This is a genomic window from Collinsella intestinalis (assembly GCF_902364775.2).
GTDB lineage: Bacteria > Actinomycetota > Coriobacteriia > Coriobacteriales > Coriobacteriaceae > Collinsella.
Window position 1 is genome coordinate 1,148,145 of record NZ_CABJEU020000001.1, and the last position, 19,247, is coordinate 1,167,391.

At 64.1% G+C, this 19,247-nt stretch carries 14 protein-coding genes; 4 read left to right on the forward strand and 10 right to left on the reverse strand.

The features are described 5' to 3' along the window. Positions 1–50: 50 nt before the first annotated feature. Genes kdpC through kdpA form a run of 3 tightly spaced genes read right to left on the reverse strand, consistent with a single transcriptional unit; the run spans position 51 to position 4,548 of the window. On the reverse strand, positions 51–641 hold the full coding sequence (gene kdpC, locus FY258_RS05065; RefSeq protein ID WP_118103666.1) for a potassium-transporting ATPase subunit KdpC: 591 nt from the start codon (positions 639–641) through the stop codon (positions 51–53). Between the two features lie 12 nt (positions 642–653). Next, on the reverse strand, positions 654–2,708 hold the full coding sequence (gene kdpB / locus FY258_RS05070; RefSeq protein ID WP_118103668.1) for a potassium-transporting ATPase subunit KdpB: 2,055 nt from the start codon (positions 2,706–2,708) through the stop codon (positions 654–656). Positions 2,709–2,724: 16 nt separating this feature from the next. Beyond that, positions 2,725–4,548 carry a potassium-transporting ATPase subunit KdpA gene (gene kdpA / locus FY258_RS05075; protein WP_118103670.1) on the reverse strand — a complete coding sequence of 608 codons (1,824 nt, stop codon included), beginning with the start codon at positions 4,546–4,548 and terminating at the stop codon, positions 2,725–2,727. Between the two features lie 321 nt (positions 4,549–4,869). On the opposite strand from kdpA, the gene FY258_RS05080 reads away from it, so the two are divergent. Next, positions 4,870–7,605, forward strand: a complete 2,736-nt coding sequence (locus FY258_RS05080; RefSeq protein WP_118103672.1) for an ATP-binding protein — start codon at positions 4,870–4,872, stop codon at positions 7,603–7,605. Beyond that, positions 7,598–8,311, forward strand: coding sequence for a response regulator (locus FY258_RS05085; protein WP_118103674.1), 714 nt, complete (start codon positions 7,598–7,600; stop codon positions 8,309–8,311). Before FY258_RS05080 ends, FY258_RS05085 begins: the two co-directional genes overlap by 8 nt. Here the strand turns inward: FY258_RS05085 and FY258_RS05090 are convergent. Then, positions 8,308–9,390 (reverse strand): 6-phosphofructokinase, encoded by a 1,083-nt coding sequence (locus FY258_RS05090; protein ID WP_118103676.1) that lies wholly within the window; start codon positions 9,388–9,390, stop codon positions 8,308–8,310. The genes FY258_RS05085 and FY258_RS05090 overlap by 4 nt on opposite strands. Before the next feature lie 286 nt (positions 9,391–9,676). On the opposite strand from FY258_RS05090, the gene ppk1 reads away from it, so the two are divergent. Further along, positions 9,677–12,004: a polyphosphate kinase 1 gene (gene ppk1 / locus FY258_RS05095; protein WP_118103678.1), complete on the forward strand. Its 2,328-nt coding sequence runs from the start codon at positions 9,677–9,679 to the stop codon at positions 12,002–12,004. Positions 12,005–12,115: 111 nt separating this feature from the next. Here the strand turns inward: ppk1 and FY258_RS05100 are convergent, their stop codons facing one another. Then, on the reverse strand, positions 12,116–14,002 hold the full coding sequence (locus tag FY258_RS05100; protein ID WP_118103680.1) for an ABC-F family ATP-binding cassette domain-containing protein: 1,887 nt from the start codon (positions 14,000–14,002) through the stop codon (positions 12,116–12,118). 111 nt (positions 14,003–14,113) lie between these two features. Here FY258_RS05100 and FY258_RS05105 point away from each other — a divergent pair, with 111 nt between their 5' ends. After that, a complete protein-coding gene (locus FY258_RS05105; RefSeq protein WP_118103682.1) occupies positions 14,114–14,767 on the forward strand; it encodes a GNAT family N-acetyltransferase in 654 nt (217 codons plus the stop codon). Between the two features lie 347 nt (positions 14,768–15,114). Here FY258_RS05105 and pstB read toward each other — a convergent pair whose 3' ends face one another. The 5 genes from pstB to FY258_RS05130 all read right to left on the reverse strand — a co-directional run bounded on the left by pstB (position 15,115) and on the right by FY258_RS05130 (position 19,247). Further along, the gene (gene pstB / locus FY258_RS05110) at positions 15,115–15,948 is read right to left on the reverse strand and encodes a phosphate ABC transporter ATP-binding protein PstB (protein ID WP_118103684.1); all 834 of its coding nucleotides are present in this window, start codon (positions 15,946–15,948) and stop codon (positions 15,115–15,117) included. After that, positions 15,945–16,910 (reverse strand): phosphate ABC transporter permease PstA, encoded by a 966-nt coding sequence (gene pstA / locus FY258_RS05115; RefSeq protein ID WP_118103686.1) that lies wholly within the window; start codon positions 16,908–16,910, stop codon positions 15,945–15,947. The genes pstB and pstA overlap by 4 nt, the downstream gene beginning before the upstream one ends. Further along, positions 16,903–17,814 (reverse strand): phosphate ABC transporter permease subunit PstC, encoded by a 912-nt coding sequence (pstC, locus tag FY258_RS05120; protein ID WP_118103688.1) that lies wholly within the window; start codon positions 17,812–17,814, stop codon positions 16,903–16,905. The genes pstA and pstC overlap by 8 nt, the downstream gene beginning before the upstream one ends. 34 nt (positions 17,815–17,848) lie before the next feature. After that, positions 17,849–18,781 (reverse strand): phosphate ABC transporter substrate-binding protein, encoded by a 933-nt coding sequence (locus tag FY258_RS05125; RefSeq protein ID WP_118103690.1) that lies wholly within the window; start codon positions 18,779–18,781, stop codon positions 17,849–17,851. 307 nt (positions 18,782–19,088) lie between these two features. Next, a complete protein-coding gene (locus FY258_RS05130) occupies positions 19,089–19,247 on the reverse strand; it encodes a hypothetical protein (protein WP_182279426.1) in 159 nt (52 codons plus the stop codon).

The following is a 19,247-nucleotide window of genomic DNA, read 5'->3' on the forward strand; positions in this document are numbered from 1 at the left end:
CGGCGCGGTCGCACCGGGGGCATGCAAGCATCTCTAGTCGAAAACGCCGCCTACAGCACACCATCCAACATGAGGTTCACCTTGAGCACGTTGACCGTGGGCTCGCCGAAGACGCCCAGGAATCGGCCCTTGGTGCACTGGGCGATGATGTCACGCACCTCGCCTTCGCTCTTGCCGGTAGCCTTTGCCAGGCGCGGTACCTGGTACTCGGCGGCATCGGGGGAGATCTCGGGGTCGAGCCCTGAGCCGGAACACGTCACCAGGTCGACGGGCACGGCATCCATGTCGGCGTCGGGATTGGCGGCGCGAATCTTCTCGACGCGCTCGTCCACAAGCTGCCGGTACTCTTCGCTCGCCGGGGAGAGGTTGGACGGAGCGCCGTAGGCCATGAGCCCGCCGTCCTCCCCCTCGACGATAGTCACGTTCTGGATACGGCCCCACATGTGGTCCTCATCCTCGAAGCTCTGGCCGATGAGCTCGGAGCCCACGATCTTGTCGTCAACCTTGATGAGCGAACCGTTCGCCTGATACGGGAACGCAACCTGGGCGATGCCGGTCACGACGAGCGTATAGCCCAGGCCGCAGACAACGGTAAACAGCGCGAACACACCCAGTGCACGCGATGCAACACCTTTGAACATACAAACCTCCACTTACATAATGCCGCAGAACGCGAGCAGCATGTCGATGAGCTTGATAAATACGAACGGGGCAACGATGCCGCCCAGACCCCACACGAGCAGGTTGTGGGTCAGCAGCTGTCCGGACGGGACCTCGCGGTACTTAACGCCCTTCAGCGCGGCGGGGATCAGCGCGACGATAACGAGCGCGTTATAGATGATGGCCGAAAGAACCGCGGACAGCGGGCTTGCCAGACCGAGGATGTTGAGCGCGCCAAGGCCCGGGTAGATCGGCGAGAACAGGGCCGGGATGATAGCGAAGTACTTCGCCACGTCGTTGGCCACCGAGAAGGTCGTGAGCGAACCGCGGGTCATGAGCAGCTGCTTGCCAATACGCACGACCTCGATGAGCTTGGTGGGGCTGGAGTCGAGGTCGACCATGTTGCCGGCCTCCTTGGCAGCCTGGGTACCCGTGTTCATGGCCACGGCAACGTCGGCCTGGGCCAGAGCGGGCGCATCGTTGGTGCCGTCGCCGGTCATGGCGACCAGGTGGCCCTCACGCTGGAACTCGCGGATCTTCTCGAGCTTGCCCTCAGGGGTGGCCTCGGCCAGGAAGTCGTCAACGCCGGCCTCGGCGGCGATTGCCGCGGCGGTGAGCGGGTTGTCGCCCGTCACCATGATGGTCTTGATGCCCATGCGGCGCAGGTCGGCGAACTTCTCCTTAACGCCGGACTTGATGATGTCCTTGAGGTACACAACGCCCAGCACGCGGCAGTTCTTGGTCACGACCAGCGGGGTGCCGCCGGCCTTGGCGATGCGCTCGACAACCTCGTCGCACTCCTGGGAGAACACGCCGCCGGCTGCCTCCACATAGGTGCGCACGGAATCGGCAGCGCCCTTGCGGATCTCGTTGCCCTCGTAGTTCACACCGGACATACGCGTTGCCGCGGTGAACGGGATGAACTCTATACCCTTGTCCTCGAGCGTGCGGCCGCGCAGACCGAACTGCTCCTTGGCGAGCACGACGATGGAACGGCCCTCGGGGGTCTCGTCGGCCAGCGAGGAAAGCTGGGCGGCATCGGCCAGCTCCGCGGGATCGACGCCGTCGACCGGGATGAACTCGGCGGCCTGGCGGTTACCCAGGGTGATGGTGCCGGTCTTGTCGAGCATGAGGATGTCGACGTCGCCGGCGGCCTCGATGGCGCGGCCGGACATGGCCAGCACGTTGGCCTCGTTCAGACGGCTCATGCCGGCGATGCCGATGGCGGGCAGCAACGCGCCGATGGTAGTGGGGGCCAGGCACACGAGCAGCGCCACGAGCGTGGTCACGGCCGTGGGGTTGACCATGTCGTTGAGACCGGCCGAGAAGCAGGAGTAGCAATACAGGGCCAGCGTGACCAGGATAAAGACGATGGAGAGGGCCACCAGGAAGATCTCCAGAGCGATCTCGTTAGGGGTCTTCTTGCGCGCGGCACCCTCGACCATCGCGATCATCTTGTCCAGGAAGCTCTGGCCGGGCTCGCTGGAGATCTTGACGATGATCCAGTCGGACAGCACCGTGGTACCGCCGGTAACGGCAGAGCGGTCGCCGCCGGCCTCGCGGACCACGGGGGCGGACTCGCCGGTGATGGCGGACTCGTCAACGGAGGCAGCGCCCTCGATGACGTCGCCGTCGCCGGGGATCTGCTCGCCGGCGCGTACGATCACCAGGTCGCCGCGCGCGAGCTCGGTGCCGGGAACGACGGTGAAGTGCTCCTTGTCCTCAACGGACTCGATGCGATGGGCCTCGACATCCTTTTTGGCCGCACGCAGGGAATCGGCCTGAGCCTTACCGCGGCCCTCGGCAAGCGCCTCGGCGAAGTTCGAGAACAGGTCGGTGAGCCACAGGATGACCGCGATGGCGACCACATAGTAGGTGGGCACACCCGCGTCCTGCACACCGAAGATGGAAGCGACAGCCAGGACGGAGGTCATGACGGCGGAAAGCCACACCAGGAACATGACCGGATTTTGAATCTGGACGCGAGGATCCAGCTTGGCAAACGAGTCGCGGACCGCGCGGCCCATCATGTCTTTTTGCATAGCCATAAATCTGCGCCCTCCTTTACGCAATCATCTGGAAGAACTCGGCAACGGGGCCAAGCGCCAGGGCCGGGAAGAAGCTCAGGGCACCGATCAGCAGAACGATGAACACGAGCAGGAATACGAACATGCCGTTGGTGGTAGACAGGGTGCCGGCGCTCTCGGCGACCTTACCCTTCTTGGCCAGCGAGCCGGCGATAGCCAGCGTGCCGATGATGGGCATGAAGCGGGCGAACAGCATCTCGAGGCCGAGCATGACGTTGATCCAGGGAATGTTGCAGTTCATGCCTGCAAACGCCGAGCCGTTGTTACCGCCGCATGAGGTGAAGGCATACAGCACCTCGGAGAAGCCGTGCGCGCCACCATTGTTGAGCTGGTCGACAAGACCGGGCACCATGCAGGCGATGGCCGAGCACACCAGAATGGCAAACGGAGTTGCCAGGCACAGGACAACTGCCCAGCGCATCTCACCCGGCTCGATCTTCTTGCCCAGGAACTCAGGCGTGCGTCCGACCATGAGGCCGGCGATGAACACCGTGAGGATGGCGAAGCCGATCATGCCGTACAGACCGCAGCCCACGCCGCCAAAGACGACCTCGCCCAGAGCCATCTGGAGCATCTGGACAAAACCGCCCAGCGGGGTATAGGAGTCGTGCATGGAGTTAACCGAGCCGTTGGAAGCGGCGGTGGTGCATGCCGACCACGTAGAGGAAGCGGCGATACCGAAGCGGCTCTCCTTGCCCTCCATGTTGCCGCCGGCCTGGCCGTCGGTCATCTCGATATTGACCGCCCCGTCATCGGCCAGCTGCGGGGTGCCCGCATGCTCGTTGACGGCGATGATGCCGGTGAAGATCACCAGCAAGATGAACATGGCGGCAAAGATGGCCTTGCCCTGCTTGGTGTTCTTGACGCCGATACCGAAGGTGAAGCAGCAGGCGGCTGGGATCAGCAGCAGGCTGGTCATCTCGATGATGTTGGTGAAGGCACTGGGGTTCTCATACGGATGGGCGGAGTTCACGCCGAAGAAGCCGCCGCCGTTGGTGCCGGACTGCTTGATGGCGACCTGAGGAGCCGCGGGGCCCTGGGGCAGGAACTGCTCGGTGACCACGCGTGCGCCCTCGACGACCTTGCCATCGACCTTGACCGCGTCGCCCTCGATCTGGGCGCCGTCGATGACGCTCCAGCCGCCGTCTGCATTAGGCTGGACAGCGACGGGCTCTACGAGCTCAGCCTTCTGAGCCGGCTGGAAGTTGGAGATGACGCCACCGGCAGCCAGGCAGACGCCCAACACGAGGTTCAGCGGGATGAGCACATACAGGACGGTGCGGGTGAGGTCGACCCAGAAGGAACCCAGACCCTGCTCCTTGACCTGACGGAAGCCGCGGATCAGTGCGAACATGACCGCGATACCGGTGCCGGCGGAAACGAAGTTCTGCACGGTGAGACCCATGAACTGCACGAGGTAGGACAGGGTGGTCTCGCCGGAATAGGACTGCCAGTTGGTATTGGTGATGAAGGAGGCCGCCGTGTTGAACGACAGGTCCCAGGGCACGCTGGGCAGGTGCTGCGGGTTGCCCGGCAAGATGGCCTGGAGCATCTGGAGCGCGACAAGCACCACGAGCCCGATACCAGAGAAGACAAGGACGCTCACCAGGTAGTGCTTCCAGCCCATCTGCTCGGCATCATCGATGCGCAGCAGGCGGTAGATACCGCGCTCGACCGGACCGAGCACGGGAGAGAGAAACGTATGCTCGCCGTCCATGACACGGGCCATGAACCGACCGAGTGGGATGGCCAAAACGACGAGCACAGCGAAGTACAGGATGTACTGAATTGCAGCGCTCATGATTTAAGAATCACTCCTCATCAGAATGTAGATGTAGTAGATCAACAGGCCGATGCACGTGATGCCTATGATCGGGATCAGGACGTTCATGTAACTGCTCCTTCCGAGAATCACGGGTGGCACCCTTCCCCGAGTGCCTGGGAACAGTAAACGGCGAAGCGGATTAAAACGGTGTTAGGGTGATGCCCTCCGGCCTTAAGATGCCGTAAAGATGCAGCTGAGCGGATGCGGCGCCCCGAACGGAGCCCTATACTCATCGCATGCTCGAGGCGGTCCATCCCGCCGCCGCAATCGATCCACACCGGCGAGAAAGGCCTCGCAATGTCACGCGCTGCATCCGACGTACGGGCGAACCCCGACCTCCTGCTCAGAGCGCTCGAACAGGACGCCCACACACAGGAGTACCGCGAACGCCGAGGGCACCTCAAGATCTTCTTCGGGTACGCCGCGGGCGTGGGCAAAACCTACGCCATGCTTCAGGCCGCGCACGCCGCCAAGAGGCGCGGCGTGGACGTCGTCGCCGGCTATATCGAACCTCATGAGCGCCCCGAGACGGCGCGCCTGTCGCGGGGCATCGAGTGCATCCCGCATATGTCCATCGAGCACAACGGCATCGAACTCGCGGAATTCGACCTCGACGCCGCCCTGGCCCGGGCGCCGCGGCTAATCCTCGTCGACGAACTCGCACACACCAATGCACCGGGGTGCCGCCATGAAAAGCGCTATCAAGATGTCGAGGAGCTTCTGCGCGCCGGCATAGACGTCTACACCACGGTCAACGTCCAGCACATCGAGAGCCTGAACGACATGGTGGCCTCCATCACGGGCGTCGTCGTGCGCGAGCGCATCCCCGACCGCGTCTTCGATGACGCCGACCAGGTCGAGCTCGTGGATATCGAGCCCGAGGACCTGCTCGAGCGCCTCAAGGCCGGACTTGTGTACCGCGCGGCGCAGGCCGACCGCGCACAGCGCAATTTCTTCAGCATCGAGAACCTCACGGCATTGCGCGAGATCGCCCTGCGCCGCTGCGCCGACCGCACGGGACGCCTCGCCGACGCCGCGCGCGTGCTCGGCAACCGCGACTACTACACCAGCGAGCGCATCCTGGTCTGCCTCTCCCCCGCCCCCACGAACCCGCGCATCGTGCGGGCGGCCGCGCGGCTGTCGAAGGCCTTCCATGGCGAACTCGTCGCCCTGTTCGTCGAGAGTCCGCGAACCCAGACCATGGACGAGGACGAACGTGCGCGCCTCTCCTCGAACAGCGCTCTCGCCGAACAGCTCGGCGCGCAGGTGGAAACGGTGTATGGGGACGACATCGCCTTTCAGATCGCCGAATTCGCGCGACTGTCCGGCATCTCGAAGATCGTCATGGGGCGCACCGGCGAGGCGCACGGCCTGCATCACGCGCTCTTCGGACGCAAGTCGCTCGTGGAAAGGCTGATCGCCATCGCGCCGAACCTCGACATCTACATCATCCCCGATCAGCCGGCGCCGGCCAGGCGGGGCCACGACCGGCAAGCGGCCTCGGGACCCCATCTGCCGAGCAGGCGGGATATGCTGCTCACACTGGGTCTATCCGCCATCGCCACGGCAGTTGGCACCGCATTCCGCGGACTCGGGTTCGCCGACTCGAGCATCATCTCCCTCTACATCCTCACGGCCCTGCTCACGGCCGTCACGACCGCGGGGCGCGTCTGCACCATCGTGTCGAGCATCCTCTCGGTGGTGCTCTACAACTTCTGCTTCGTGACACCGCTGTTCTCATTCGACAGCTACGACCGAAGCTACCTCGTGACCTTCGCCATCATGTTCGCGACCGCGATGGTGGCCGCCGAACTCACCGCGCGCCTCACCGACAACGCGCGCGCCTCGGCGAAAAACGCCTTCAGGACCCGTGTGCTCCTCGAAACCAACCAGCTCCTGCAACGGGCCCAGGGACCCCAGGCACGAGCGCGCGTCGCCATGAGCCAGCTCGTGAAGCTCCTCAGACTCGACGTCGTCTTCTACCCCGCAGACGGCGACCTGCTCGGGGAGCCGCTGTATGAGAGCGCCGGGGCCGAAGACCACCGCACGTCCCTGTTCACCGAATACGAACGCGCCGTAGCAACGTGGACTTTCAACAACAACAAGCACGCCGGGGCGAGCACTCACACCCTGCCCGAGGCGCAGTGCCTCTACCTTGCGGTGCGCGCGGGCAACGAGGTGTTCGGCGTCGTGGGCATCGATCTGAAGGGACGCGTGCTCGAGGCGTTCGAGCACTCCATCGTCCTGTCGATCGTCGGCGAGTGCGCGCTCGCCCTCGAGAGCGACAAGGCGGCGCGAGAGCGGGAGGAGGCCGCCGTGCTCGCCAAAAATGAGCAACTGCGCGCCAACCTGCTTAGATCCATCGGCCATGACCTGAGGACGCCCCTCACCGCGATCTCGGGGTCGGCCGCGGTGCTGCGCGATGGTGGGGAGAAACTCGAGGACGCGAAACGGCTCGAGCTCGCGGACGCCATTTATAACGACTCGCTCTGGCTGATCGACACCGTCGAGAACCTCCTCGCCATCACCCGCATCGAAGATGGCGACATGCAACTCAACCTCACGTCGGAGCTCATGGACGAGGTCATCGCCGCCGCACTCAGCCATGTCGCCCGCGAATCGCACGGGCACCGCGTGACCATCACGCACACGGACGAGATCCTTTTGGTGAAAATCGATGTCCACCTCATCATGCAGGTACTCACGAACCTCATCACGAACGCGTTCAAATACACGCCGAAGGGCTCGACCGTGACGATCGGCGCGCGACGGGAGGGTTCATCCGTCGTCGTAGAGGTCGCCGATGACGGCCCGGGCGTCTCCGATCGCGACAAGCCCCGCGTCTTCGACCGCTTCTTCATCGCCGAGGGCCCTCGCCCCGTCGACTCCCATCGAAGCTTCGGCCTCGGTCTGTCGTTGTGCCGCTCCATCATCGAGGCGCACGGGGGTATCATCGAAGTCGCCGACAACAAGCCCCATGGAGCGGTCTTCCGCTTCACCCTTCCCGCCGAGGAGATCGAGATACATGAATGACGCCGCGCACCCAAGCATCCTCGTGGTCGAAGACGACCCGGCGGTCCGCAACCTCGTGACGACCGCTCTCGACCTGCACGGCTACAGCGTCGAGAAGGCGACGGACGGCGAGACCGCCATCATGGACGCGGCATCGCGCAACCCCGACCTGATCATGCTCGACCTCGGCCTGCCGGACATCGATGGCGTCGAAGTCATCAACAAGATCCGCAGCTGGTCGGCCGTTCCCATCATCGTCATCTCGGCGCGCGTCGAGGACTCGGATAAGATCGGCGCGCTCGACGCCGGCGCCGACGACTACCTGACGAAGCCGTTTTCGGTTGAGGAAATGCTCGCCCGCGTCCGCGCCAACCTGCGGCGCTCGACCATGATCACCGCCGAATCCATCGAGGCGAGCACCTTCGACAACGGAGGCCTGCACATCGATTACGCCGCGGGATATGCCGAGCTCGACGGCGAGCGCCTCTCGCTCACACCCACCGAGTACAAGCTCCTCGTGCTTTTGGCGAAAAACGTCGACAAGGTGCTCACACACACCTTCATCACGCACGAGATCTGGGGGACGAGCTGGGACAGCGACATCGCGAGCCTGCGCGTGTTCATGCGAACCCTGCGCAAGAAGATCGAGGCCGATCCATCGCATCCCACGATGATCCAGACGCACGTCGGGGTGGGCTACCGCATGCAGCGCCTCGAGCCCCGCTAAGCCTCGTCGCCGAAGGAGATACCCAGGGCGCGGGCCTCACGCACCAGGTCGCTGGCAGGGTCGACGCGCTTGAGCTTGCCGGCGACCTCCGCCAGCGGCACGCGGCGCATCTCGCCGTCGCACTGAGCCACCATAAAGCCGTACTCCCCCTCCAAGCAGCCCAACGCCGCCTCGACGCCGCACTGCGTGGCGAATACGCGGTCCTGCGCATCGGGTTGACCGCCGCGCTGGGTGTGCCCGGGCACCGCCACGCGGGTCTCGCGCCCGCAGCGCGCCTCGATCTCGCGGGCGATGTCGTAGGCGATCGACGGCGACGTGCGCGCCGCCACGAGCTTCTTGTACTCCTTCTTGGGCAGTGCCGCCTCCTCACGGGAGATGGCGCCTTCCGCGACCACGATGATGGTGAAGCGCGCACCCGACTGCATACGGCGGTCGATCGCGGCGATCACGTTATCCATCTCGTAGGGGATCTCGGGGATCAAGCACACATCCGCGCCACCGGCGACGGCGGAATACAGGGGAATCCAACCGACCTTGTGCCCCATGATCTCGATCACAAAGACGCGGCCGTGGCTGCTCGCGGTGGTGTGGATGTCGTCGATGCACTTGGTCGCGATCTCGACCGCACTCGTGAAACCGAAGGTGATGTCGGTCCCCCATGTGTCATTGTCGATGGTCTTGGGCAGCGCGATCACGTTCAGGCCCTCCTGCGCCAAGCGGTTGGCAGTCTTGGTGGAGCCGTTGCCGCCCAGCATGAACAGGCAGTCGAGGCCGAGTTCGCGATAGGTCCCCTTCATGGCGGCGACCTTGTCCACGCCGTCGGCCTCGGGAATATCGAGACGCTTGAAGGGTGTGCGGCTCGTGCCCAAAATCGTGCCGCCGCGCGTGAGGATGCCGCTGAAGTCGGCGGGGGTCATCTTGCGGAATCGTTTGTAGATGAGGCCCTGATAGCCATCTTCGAAACCAAAGATCTCGACCGGCTCTCCCGAGCGATGGTCGAGAGTCTTGACGATGCCGCGCATCGTCGCGTTGAGCGCCTGGCAGTCGCCGCCGCTGGTCAAAAGGCCAATTCGAACCATAGGTACCCCTCACATTCATGGTGCGCGCCCGCCGATGGGACGGCATCCGAGGTCTTCTCACACGTTCATCAGTGTACGCCCAACGGCGCCTCACGCGGCCCGTCCGCGCCCATCGCTTACATTCACGCGAGTCTTTAACACGTTCGAAAGCAGCGTGTAAAGAGCTCATCATGACTGCGCGCTACACTCGGGTTCAGTCCGGACACGGCGATAACCTTGAGACATTCATGCGACTTCGCAGGCATCATCACTTCCAGGTATCGCCGCAACACACGAGGGGGCCATCATGGGCAACGACGGGCACGACAAGAAGCGCGACATGACCTACACCCAGAACCGAGAGCTCTCCTGGCTCCGCTTCGACGAGCGCGTGCTCGCCGAATCGATGGATGAATCCGTGCCGCTGTTCGAGCGCCTGAAATTCATCGCCATCTTCGAGAGCAACATGCGCGAGTTCCTCATGGTCCGCATGGGCGGGCTCTCGAGCCTGGCAACCCTCAAACGGCAACCGCGCGACAACAAGAGCGGCATGACCCCCTCCGAGCAGGTCGCCGCCGTGTTCTCCGAACTGCCGGGGCTGTTCTCCAAGGCCTCCGCATCCTTCGACGCCATCGAATCCCTCTTGCGCGCCAAGGGCGTCGAGCGCATCACGCCCGCGGAGCTCATTGGGACCGAGCGCGACACGGTGCGGAGCTATTTCAACCGCAACGTGCAGCCCATCTTCTCCCCGCTCATCATCGACCCGCGCCACCCGTTCCCCAACCTCCGCAACGGGGCCCTCTACGTGGTCTGCACGCTCGCATCCGCATCCGAGGATGAGCAGGGCCTGCTCGGCATCATCGAGGTGCCGACCTCCCTTCCGCGTGTGATCGAGGTCTCCAACGAGAACGGCCACCTGCGCTACATCTTGCTCGAAGACATCATCCTGGCATGTCTCGATTCATGCTTCGGCGCCTACGCCCCGCAGGACAGCGCCGTGATCCGCGTCACCCGCAACGCCGACCTCGATCCGGACGGCGAGGGAGTCGAGGAGGACGAGGACTACCGCCAGCACATGAAGAAGGTGCTCAAGAAGCGTCTGAGGCTGCAGCCCGTGCTGCTCGCCATTCACGGCGATCTGGGCAGAGATGCCGTCAAATCCATCCGCAAGGCGCTGCACCTGACACAACAGGCGGTGCTTTCCGTGAATATGCCCCTCGACCTCGGCTTCATCTTCTCCCTTGAGGGCAAGCTCCCCGCAGCGGCGCGCGAGAAGCTCCTGTTCCCCCCGTTCGCACCGCAGCCGAGCCCCATGTTCTGCCCGGGCGAACCCATGCGCGAGCAGGTGCTCGCCGGCGACAAACTGCTCTTCTATCCATATGAGTCCATGAACACGCTGCTCGACCTCATCAACGAGGCGGCGCACGACGACGCCTGCATCTCACTGCGCATCACCCTCTACCGTGTGGCCCGCCAGTCGCGCCTGTGCGAGTCGCTCATCTCCGCCGCCGAACGGGGCAAAGAGGTCACGGTCCTCATGGAGCTGCGCGCCCGCTTCGACGAGGAGAACAACATCGCCTGGGCGGAGCGACTCGAGGAGGCGGGGTGCACGGTCATCTACGGCGCCGAGGGCTTCAAATGCCATTCCAAGATCTGTCAGCTCACCTATCATGACCAGGGGCGCATCGAGCGCATCACGCTCCTGGGCACGGGCAACTTCAACGAAAAGACGGCGCGCCTGTACTCCGACTTCATGCTCATGACGGCGCATGAAGGCATCGGCGAGGACGCCAATGCGTTCTTCCGCAACCTGACGCTGGGCAACCTGCACGGCGAATACCGTTATCTCGGTGTCGCGCCCGCAGGACTCAAACCGCTCGTCATGGATGGCCTCGACCGCGAGATCGCCCGTGCACGCGCCGGCATGCCCGCGCACGCCTTCTTCAAAATGAACTCTCTGACCGACCGCGAGGTTATCGACAAGATCGCCGAGGCGAGCCGTGTGGGCGTGCGCGTCGACTTGATCATCCGTGGCATCTCATGCATGCTGCCGGGTATCGAGGGCAGCACCGGCAACGTGCACATCCGCTCGATCGTCGGGCGCTTCCTGGAGCACGCGCGCGTCTACTCGTTCGGAGAGGAGGCGGACACGGTGTACCTGTCCAGCGCCGACATGATGACGCGCAACACCGAGCACCGCGTCGAGATCGCCTATCCCGTCCTCGACCCCACCTGCCGCGCCATGGTGCGTGACTACATGGCCGACCAGCTGCGCGACAACGTGAAGGCCCGCGAGCTCGACGCACGCGGACGCTGGGTCCCCGTTGCCCGCGCGGAGGGCGAGGCGCCCTTCAACGCGCAGGAGCACCTCATGGCGCAGGCCATCGAGCGCGCCAGGGCCGCCGAGGAGAAACGCGCCCAGGCTGCGGCCGAGAAGGAGCGCCGCGCACGCGCCGAGCTTTTGGAGTCCGCCCAGCCCCTGCCCAGCACGCGCGCATGCGGAACCTCCCCCGCCAAGGGAGAGATCGTCCAGGCCGAGGCGACCGCCATCGTGCCGGCACCCCAGCCCGCCGAGGGCCGCTTCAAGCGCGGCTGGCGCATGATTGTGAGCGGCTTCAAGGAGATGCTCTCCTGAGGAACCCCAATGTGTAATTGGGGACGGGTGCGTTTTACACATCCAGACAAGTGCGCGCCGAGGATTCACCCCTCGGCGCGCTCATTTTCAACCTCAAAAAAGGGACTGTCCCTACATTGAGGTCTCTAGGCGCTCGCTCGCCTCGAGCCATGCCATCTCGAGCTCGTCGAGCTCGTCGCGAGCGGCGGCGACGGCATCCTGCTGGGCGGTGAGCGCGGCAAAGTCGGTGGGATCGATGTCGAACATCCCCCGCTCCAGCTCCTCGACCTTGGCGCGACGCGTCTCCATCTTGCGCTCGAGGGAGGCGACCTCCTTTTTGAGGCGCTGACGCTCCGCATTCGAGAGCCCGTTCCGAGGACCCTGAGCGCCCGTCTGTGGGGCGTTCGAAGGATTGGGGTCACACCCCTGACCGCCGTTGAATCCGGGGGCCTGAGGACGCGCGGAGCCGCCCGCGCCCAAACCCTCCGTCAACCGGAGATACTCATCCACGCCACCCGGCACATGTCGCAGGGTGCCGCCGATGAGCGCCCACTGCTGGTCGGTCACGCGCTCCATGAGGAAGCGGTCGTGCGTGACCAGGATGAGCGTGCCGGGCCAACTGTCCAGCAGGTCCTCCACGAGTGCGAGCATGTCCGTATCCAAGTCGTTGCCGGGCTCGTCCAGGATGAGCACGTTGGGCTCCTCCAAAATAGTGAGCAGCAGCGACAAGCGGCGCTTCTGACCACCGGAAAGATCCTTGATGCGGCTCCACATCTGTTGCTGCGTGAAGCCGAGGCGCTCAAGGAGCTTCTCGGGGCTCGTTTCCTTGCCCTCCACCATCACATAGCGCTTGCCACGGGCGAGCACCTCTCGAATCGTATCGTCCTCGACGGGCTTCAGCTCATCGAGCTGCTGGGAGAGGACGCCGAAGCGCACCGTGGACCCGATCTTCACGCGACCGCGGCGAGGGCTGAGCTTGCCCTGGATGACGTTGAGCAGCGTGGTCTTGCCCGCGCCGTTCTCGCCCAGCAGACCGTACCGGTCGCCGGCGCCGATGAGCCAGATCACGTCAGAGAGTACGGGGCGCGAAGGCGCCGCATCGCCCGATCCGTCCTCCCCCGCACCGTTCTCATACCCCGCGTCCACGTCGATCACGTCGATGACCTGCTTGCCCAAGCGGCTCACCGCGAGGCGCTTCAGCTCGAGTTCGTTGCGCACGGGAGGAACGTCGGCGATGAGCTCACGAGCCGCCTCGACGCGGAATTTCGGCTTGGTACTTCGCGCTTGCGCACCACGCGAGAGCCACGCGAGCTCCTTGCGCGCCATGTTGCGACGACGCTCCTCGGTCACCTGCGCCATGCGGTCGCGCTCGACGCGCTGCAGGATATAGGCGGAGTAACCGCCCTCGAACGGATCGACGCAGCCGTCGTGCACCTCCCACATGGAGGTGCAGACCTCGTCGAGGAACCAGCGGTCGTGCGTGACGACGAGCATGGCGCCATTGCCGCGCTGCCAACGGGACTTGAGATGTTCGGCGAGCCAGTTGATGGTGCGCATGTCCAGATGATTGGTGGGCTCGTCCAACATCAGGACGTCATAGTCCCCGATGAGCAGGCGCGCCAGGTCCACACGGCGGCGCTGGCCACCGGACAGCTCCCCCACCAGGCCCTCCCAGGGCACATCCGCGATGAGGCCGTCCAGGATCTGACGGACGCGCGGGCTCGCGGCCCACTCGTACTCGGGAAGATCGCCCACCACGGCCCTATGCACCGTGGAGGCGCTGTCGAGCGCATCGCGCTGCCCGAGCACGCCGACCGTCACATCGCGGCGGCGCGTCACGCGCCCCGCGTCCGGCGGAACCGCCCCGGAAAGCACGCCGAGCAAGCTCGACTTGCCGTCGCCGTTCTTGCCGACGATGCCGATACGGTCGCCCTCATTGACGCCCAGGGTCACGTCCTGGGCGATCAACTTGGTAGGAAACTCCAGATGCACGCCGTCGCAGCCGAGCAGAATGGCCATATCAACGCTCCTCGCTTATCTTTGCACAGCCCTTCATCTTACCAGCCGTCCATACTACCGAGCAGCGCGTATGGGTAGAAGCTATAGCGTTGTCATCGATAGGAGGATCCCATGACCATCAACCCCGGCGAGTTCACGTTCCGCGCCGCATGCCACGAGGACCTGGACGAATTCGCCGACCTGTACTGCACGCTGTGGACCAACAGCCTCCGCAACCGCGGCGACTTTGAAGACGCCATGTTGGCCGGGCGGTACAACATCTCCATGCAGTTCAACCGCTCCCCCATCACGATCGTCGCGGAAGCGGGCGGCAAGCCGATCGCCCTGTGCTGCGTCGGCGTGTTCGACGATGGCAAGCCGCGCGTGAACGAGTATTGGCACGAGCGCTACGAGGACCTGTTGGCACAGGCGACCGCGCGCCTCGAGCAAGGCGGCGACGAGCGCCTGGCCGGCTGCCTGTTCGGCGACACGCGTGAGAAGGCCACGGCCGACCGTTTTGCCGCCACGGGCAACGAGTTCGCGCAGGCGCAGATCAACCTGCTCATCATCCGTCCCGAATTCCAGGGCAAGGGCCTGGGAGGAGAGCTGCTGCGACGCGCCCGCACCGCGATTCGGGAAGCCGGTTGCACCAAGTTCTTCCTCATGACCGACAGCGAGTCCGATTGGCATTTCTACGACCATATCGGCATGACTCGCATCGCGGAGGACCACAGCCAGGATACGGGCGACGGGTTCACGGTGTACATGTACGGCGACGAAGCGTAACGAGAGCGGCTCGGGCGAACCCATACAAGGTCCGCTGCTCAGACAGTCCTGCTCACGACGAAGGCCCCACTGGGGCCTTCTGTTCGTGCGGAACTCGCGACGGACCTTGTATGACCCCGCCCGAGCCGGCATTCGGTTGAGTTGAGCTTTGGGCGCGCGTTCGAAGGTAGGCTCGTATCCCACCCCGAACGCACAACCGGACCTTTACCTGGCTGCGACTTTGAAATCAAATGAACGTAGCTCGAGGCGGGGGCATATTTCCGCAAGGCGTTTTTGTGATGCCGAAGGCGAACCACGCCTGGAGGAATTATGCCCGCCGCCTCGAGCGGACGGGCTGATTGCCCCCCCTACGAGAACATGCCCGTAAGGTAATCGTTCAGGCGCTTATCCTTGGGGCGCTGGAAGATCTGATCGGTCTGGCCGCACTCGACCATGTCGCCCATGTAGAAGAAAGCGGTGCGGTTGGACACGCGGCTCGCCTGCTCCATGTTGTGCGTCACAATCACGATGGCGCGCTCTTTGACCACGCTCTGCATGAGCTCCTCGATCGCCAGAGTCGAAATCGGGTCGAGGGCCGAGCAGGGTTCGTCGAACAGGATGACGTCCGGATGCATGGCGAGCGTACGGGCGATGCACAGACGTTGCTGCTGACCACCGGAAAGCGAAAATGCGCTCTGGTTCAACTTGTCCTTAACCTCATCCCACAGGGCGGCGCCGCGCAGGGACTCCTCGACCAGGGCATCGAGATTCTCCTTGCCGCGCAGGCCGTGGCGCTTAGGTGCGAACACGATGTTCTCGTAGATCGTCTTATGAAACGGGTTCGGCTGCTGGAACACCATGCCGATCGAACGGCGCAGCTCGTAGAGATTCTCCTCGCGTCTGTTGATGTTGCGCCCGTCGTAGATGATCTCGCCCTCGACGCGACAGCCACGGATCTCGCGATTCATGAGGTTCAAGCTACGCAGGAACGTGGACTTGCCGCAGCCGGACGGGCCGATCAACGCGGTGATCTCGCCCTTGTGAAACGCCAGCGAGGTATCGTGCAGCGCGTGGTTCGAGCCGTAATAGACGTTGACGCCATGCGTCTCGAGCACGACCTCGGAGGTGGGGGCCATCTCGGCGGCGGCGGTGCCGATGACCACCTGGTCCACGGCGGTCTCGCCCGTAATCACTTCACTCATTCGGCGGTCATCCTTTTTGCCAGGGCCTTGCCCGCGAGGCGGGAGAGCACGTTGAACAGAAGCACGCAGATCATCAGCAAGGCGGCGGTACCCCACACGATGTGCTGGGCCTCGGGACTGCCCTCGCCGTAGATCTTGTAGATATGCACCGCGAGCGACTCGCCGGGACGGAAGATGTTCCAGGCGCACGTGGGGCTGGAGAAGTTGAGCGTGAGGAAGTTCAGGCGCACCGGGCTCGACATGCCGGAGGTGAACAGCAGGGCCGCCGCCTCACCGAACACGCGGCCGGCGGAGAGCACGACGCCCGTGACGATGGCGGGCATGGCGGCCGGGATGAGCACATGAACCGTGGCCTCCCAGCGCGTAAGGCCCATGGCCAGGCACGCGTCGCGCTGGTGCTGAGGCACGTCCTCGAGCGCCTGCTGGATAACGCGCACCAGAATCGGGATATTGAACATGGTGAGCGCCACGGCGCCGGAGATGATCGAGTACTTCCAACCGAAGTTCACGGAGAACACGAGGAAGCCGAACATACCAACGACGATGGACGGCAGCGAGGACAGGGTCTCGATGGCCGTGCTCGCAATTGCGGTGATGGGGCCGTCCGGAGCGTACTCGGTGAGGAACACCGCCGCCCCAAGGCTCACCGGCACCGAGATCAGCAGCGTGATGACAAGCAGGTAGAAGGAGTCGAACAGCTGATAGACAACACCGCCGGCCGCGCCGTTGGAACGGCTCGGCTGCGTGAGGAAGCCCGGGGTCAGCAGGGTGGAGAGGCCCTCGTAGAGGATATAGGCCACCATCGACACGACGATGAGCATGACAAAGCACGCGATGCCGGTCAAAACGGCGGTGGCGATGCGGTCGCCGTGCTGGGCGCGCAGGATGTGGCCCTCGTCGATGGCGAGCGGGCGGGGTGCGCCGGAAGCAGGCGCCTGGGTGGTAGTGCGCTCATCAGTCACGGGACTTCGCCCCCTTCTTGCCGATCATGTGGATGATCAAGATGAAGATGAGCGACATGCCCATCAGCAGCAGGCCGAGCGACCACAGGACGTCCTTCTGCACCGACCCGTCGGCGTAGATCGCCATGCTGGTGGTGAGGGTCGTGGTGATGGTCGAGGCCGGGGATAGCAGAGACAGTGGCATGACCTCGGCACCGCCGATAACCATGCGCACGGCCAGCGTCTCACCAAAGGCACGCGTCATGCCGAGGATGACTGCGGTCATGAGGGAGGGCATCGCGGACTTGATCACGACGTGGCGAATGGTCTGCCAGCGCGTGTATCCGAGGGCGAGCGAACCCTGACGATAACCATCGGGCACGGCGCGCAGGGCGTCCATGGAAAGCGTGGTCACCGTCGGCAAGATCATGATGGCCAGCACGATGGCGCCGGGCAGGATGCCCATGCCGGTCTGCGTGCCGAAGATGGCCTTGCAGGCGGCGACGACCACGTGGAAGCCGATGAGGCCGAACACGACGGAGGGAATACCCACGAGCAGCTCGACGAGCGGCTGGAAGATCTTCTTTCCGAAGTCCGGGCGAATCTCGACCGCGAAGATCGCCGACCCGATGGCGATGGGCAGCGCGATGGCGGTCGACAGCAGCGTGACCGCGAACGACGTGACGATAAGCGGCAACGCCCCGGTCTGCGGCAGACCGGTCTCGGGATCTATGTTGGCAAGGCTCCAATCGGTCCCGGTGAAGAAGCCGACGAGGTCCACGCCGTCCTTGAAGAAGGTGGAGAGGCCCTTTTGCGCGACCATGACGATAAGCGCGAGGACCAGCAATGTCACGAGCGCGACGCACGCGCCCGTGACACCAAAACCGACCTTCTCAAGGTTGCGCTTGGGCATCTGTTTTGCCATGACGCACCTTTCGAGAGGATATGTGAAGAGGGTCTTACTTCTCGGTGACGACGCCGTTCGCGTCCTTCACCACGGCCATCTTGGAGACCGGGATGAAGCCCTGCTCGGCAACAAGCTCGCCCTGGACGTCATCGGAGAGCATGTACTCGAGGAATGCCTTGGTAGCGTCATCGGCGTCCTTGGCGCAGTACATGTGCTCGGTGGCCCAGATCGGGAAGGAGTTGTCGAGGACGTTCTCGCTCGCGGGCTCCACGCCGCCAACCTTGATGGCGGTGAACTTGGAGTCATCGAAGTGGGAGAAGTCGATGTAGGAGATGGCGTTGTCGGTGGAGCCCATCAGGGTCTGGACGTCGCCGGACTTGTCCTGCTCGGGCTGGGCGGGCTTGTAGGTGTTCTTCTCGTCACCGAAGACGGCGGCCTCGAAGGTGGCGCGGGTGCCGGAGCCCTCCTTGCGGTTGACGACGACGATTTCGGCGTCCTCGCCACCGACCTCGCTCCAGTTGGTGATGGTGCCGCCGAAGATGCGTTTAAGCTGCTCGAGGGTCAGATCGTCGACGGTGACGTTCTTGGAGACGATCGGGCCCATGCCCACGACGGCGACCTCGTGGTCGACGAGCTTGGCGGCGGCGTCGGCGTCGAGCTTAGTCTCGGCAAAGACATCGGAGTTGCCGATGGTCACGGTGCCGGAGGACACGGCGGTGAGGCCGGCGCCGGAGCCGTTACCGGAGCCGGAGATCACGCAGTCGGGGTTCTCGTTCATGAACTGCTCGGCCGCAGCCTCGACAAGGGCCTGGAAGGAGGAGGCGCCGTCGTAGGTGACCTCGCCCACGACGCCCGCGGCGGCGTCGGCTGAACCGGCGGCAGGGGCCTCAGAGCCACCGCAACCAGCCAAGCCGAGACCGGCCACGGCGGCGACACCGCCGGCAAGGCCGAGGAAGGAGCGACGAGAGCAGGAATAATCGAACATGGTTCTCCCTTCGAGAGCAATATCGGCGTGATTTCGCGCCGGACGGAAAAACTGGGGTCCATCTTCATCCCCATGAGGCGTGTTCGGGCCCCATCCGTCGTACGGCAAGCACGATACCGCGCGCTCGCCGCCCATCTGACCTCGTTCGCCGTCTCTTACGGCACTCTGACCGAGCATTACCACGTGCTTTGACCTGCCTTACAAGCGGCTTACATATGAAAAGGCGGTGTCGCGTTCGACCGTGACACCGCCTTCAGCGGAATATGATGCTTCTTCCTGGCAGCTCACATTCCAACCGCTCAACGACCTAGTGCTTCTTTTTCGGGCGCTTCTTCTTGGTGGGCTGGTTCGCCTTCTTGGCACTCGAGACATCATGGCGTTTGCGGTAGAGATACCCGCCGAACACCATCGACACCGCGATGATCGCGATATAGAAGAGCTGCTCCCAGATATTCGGGGCCTCCAT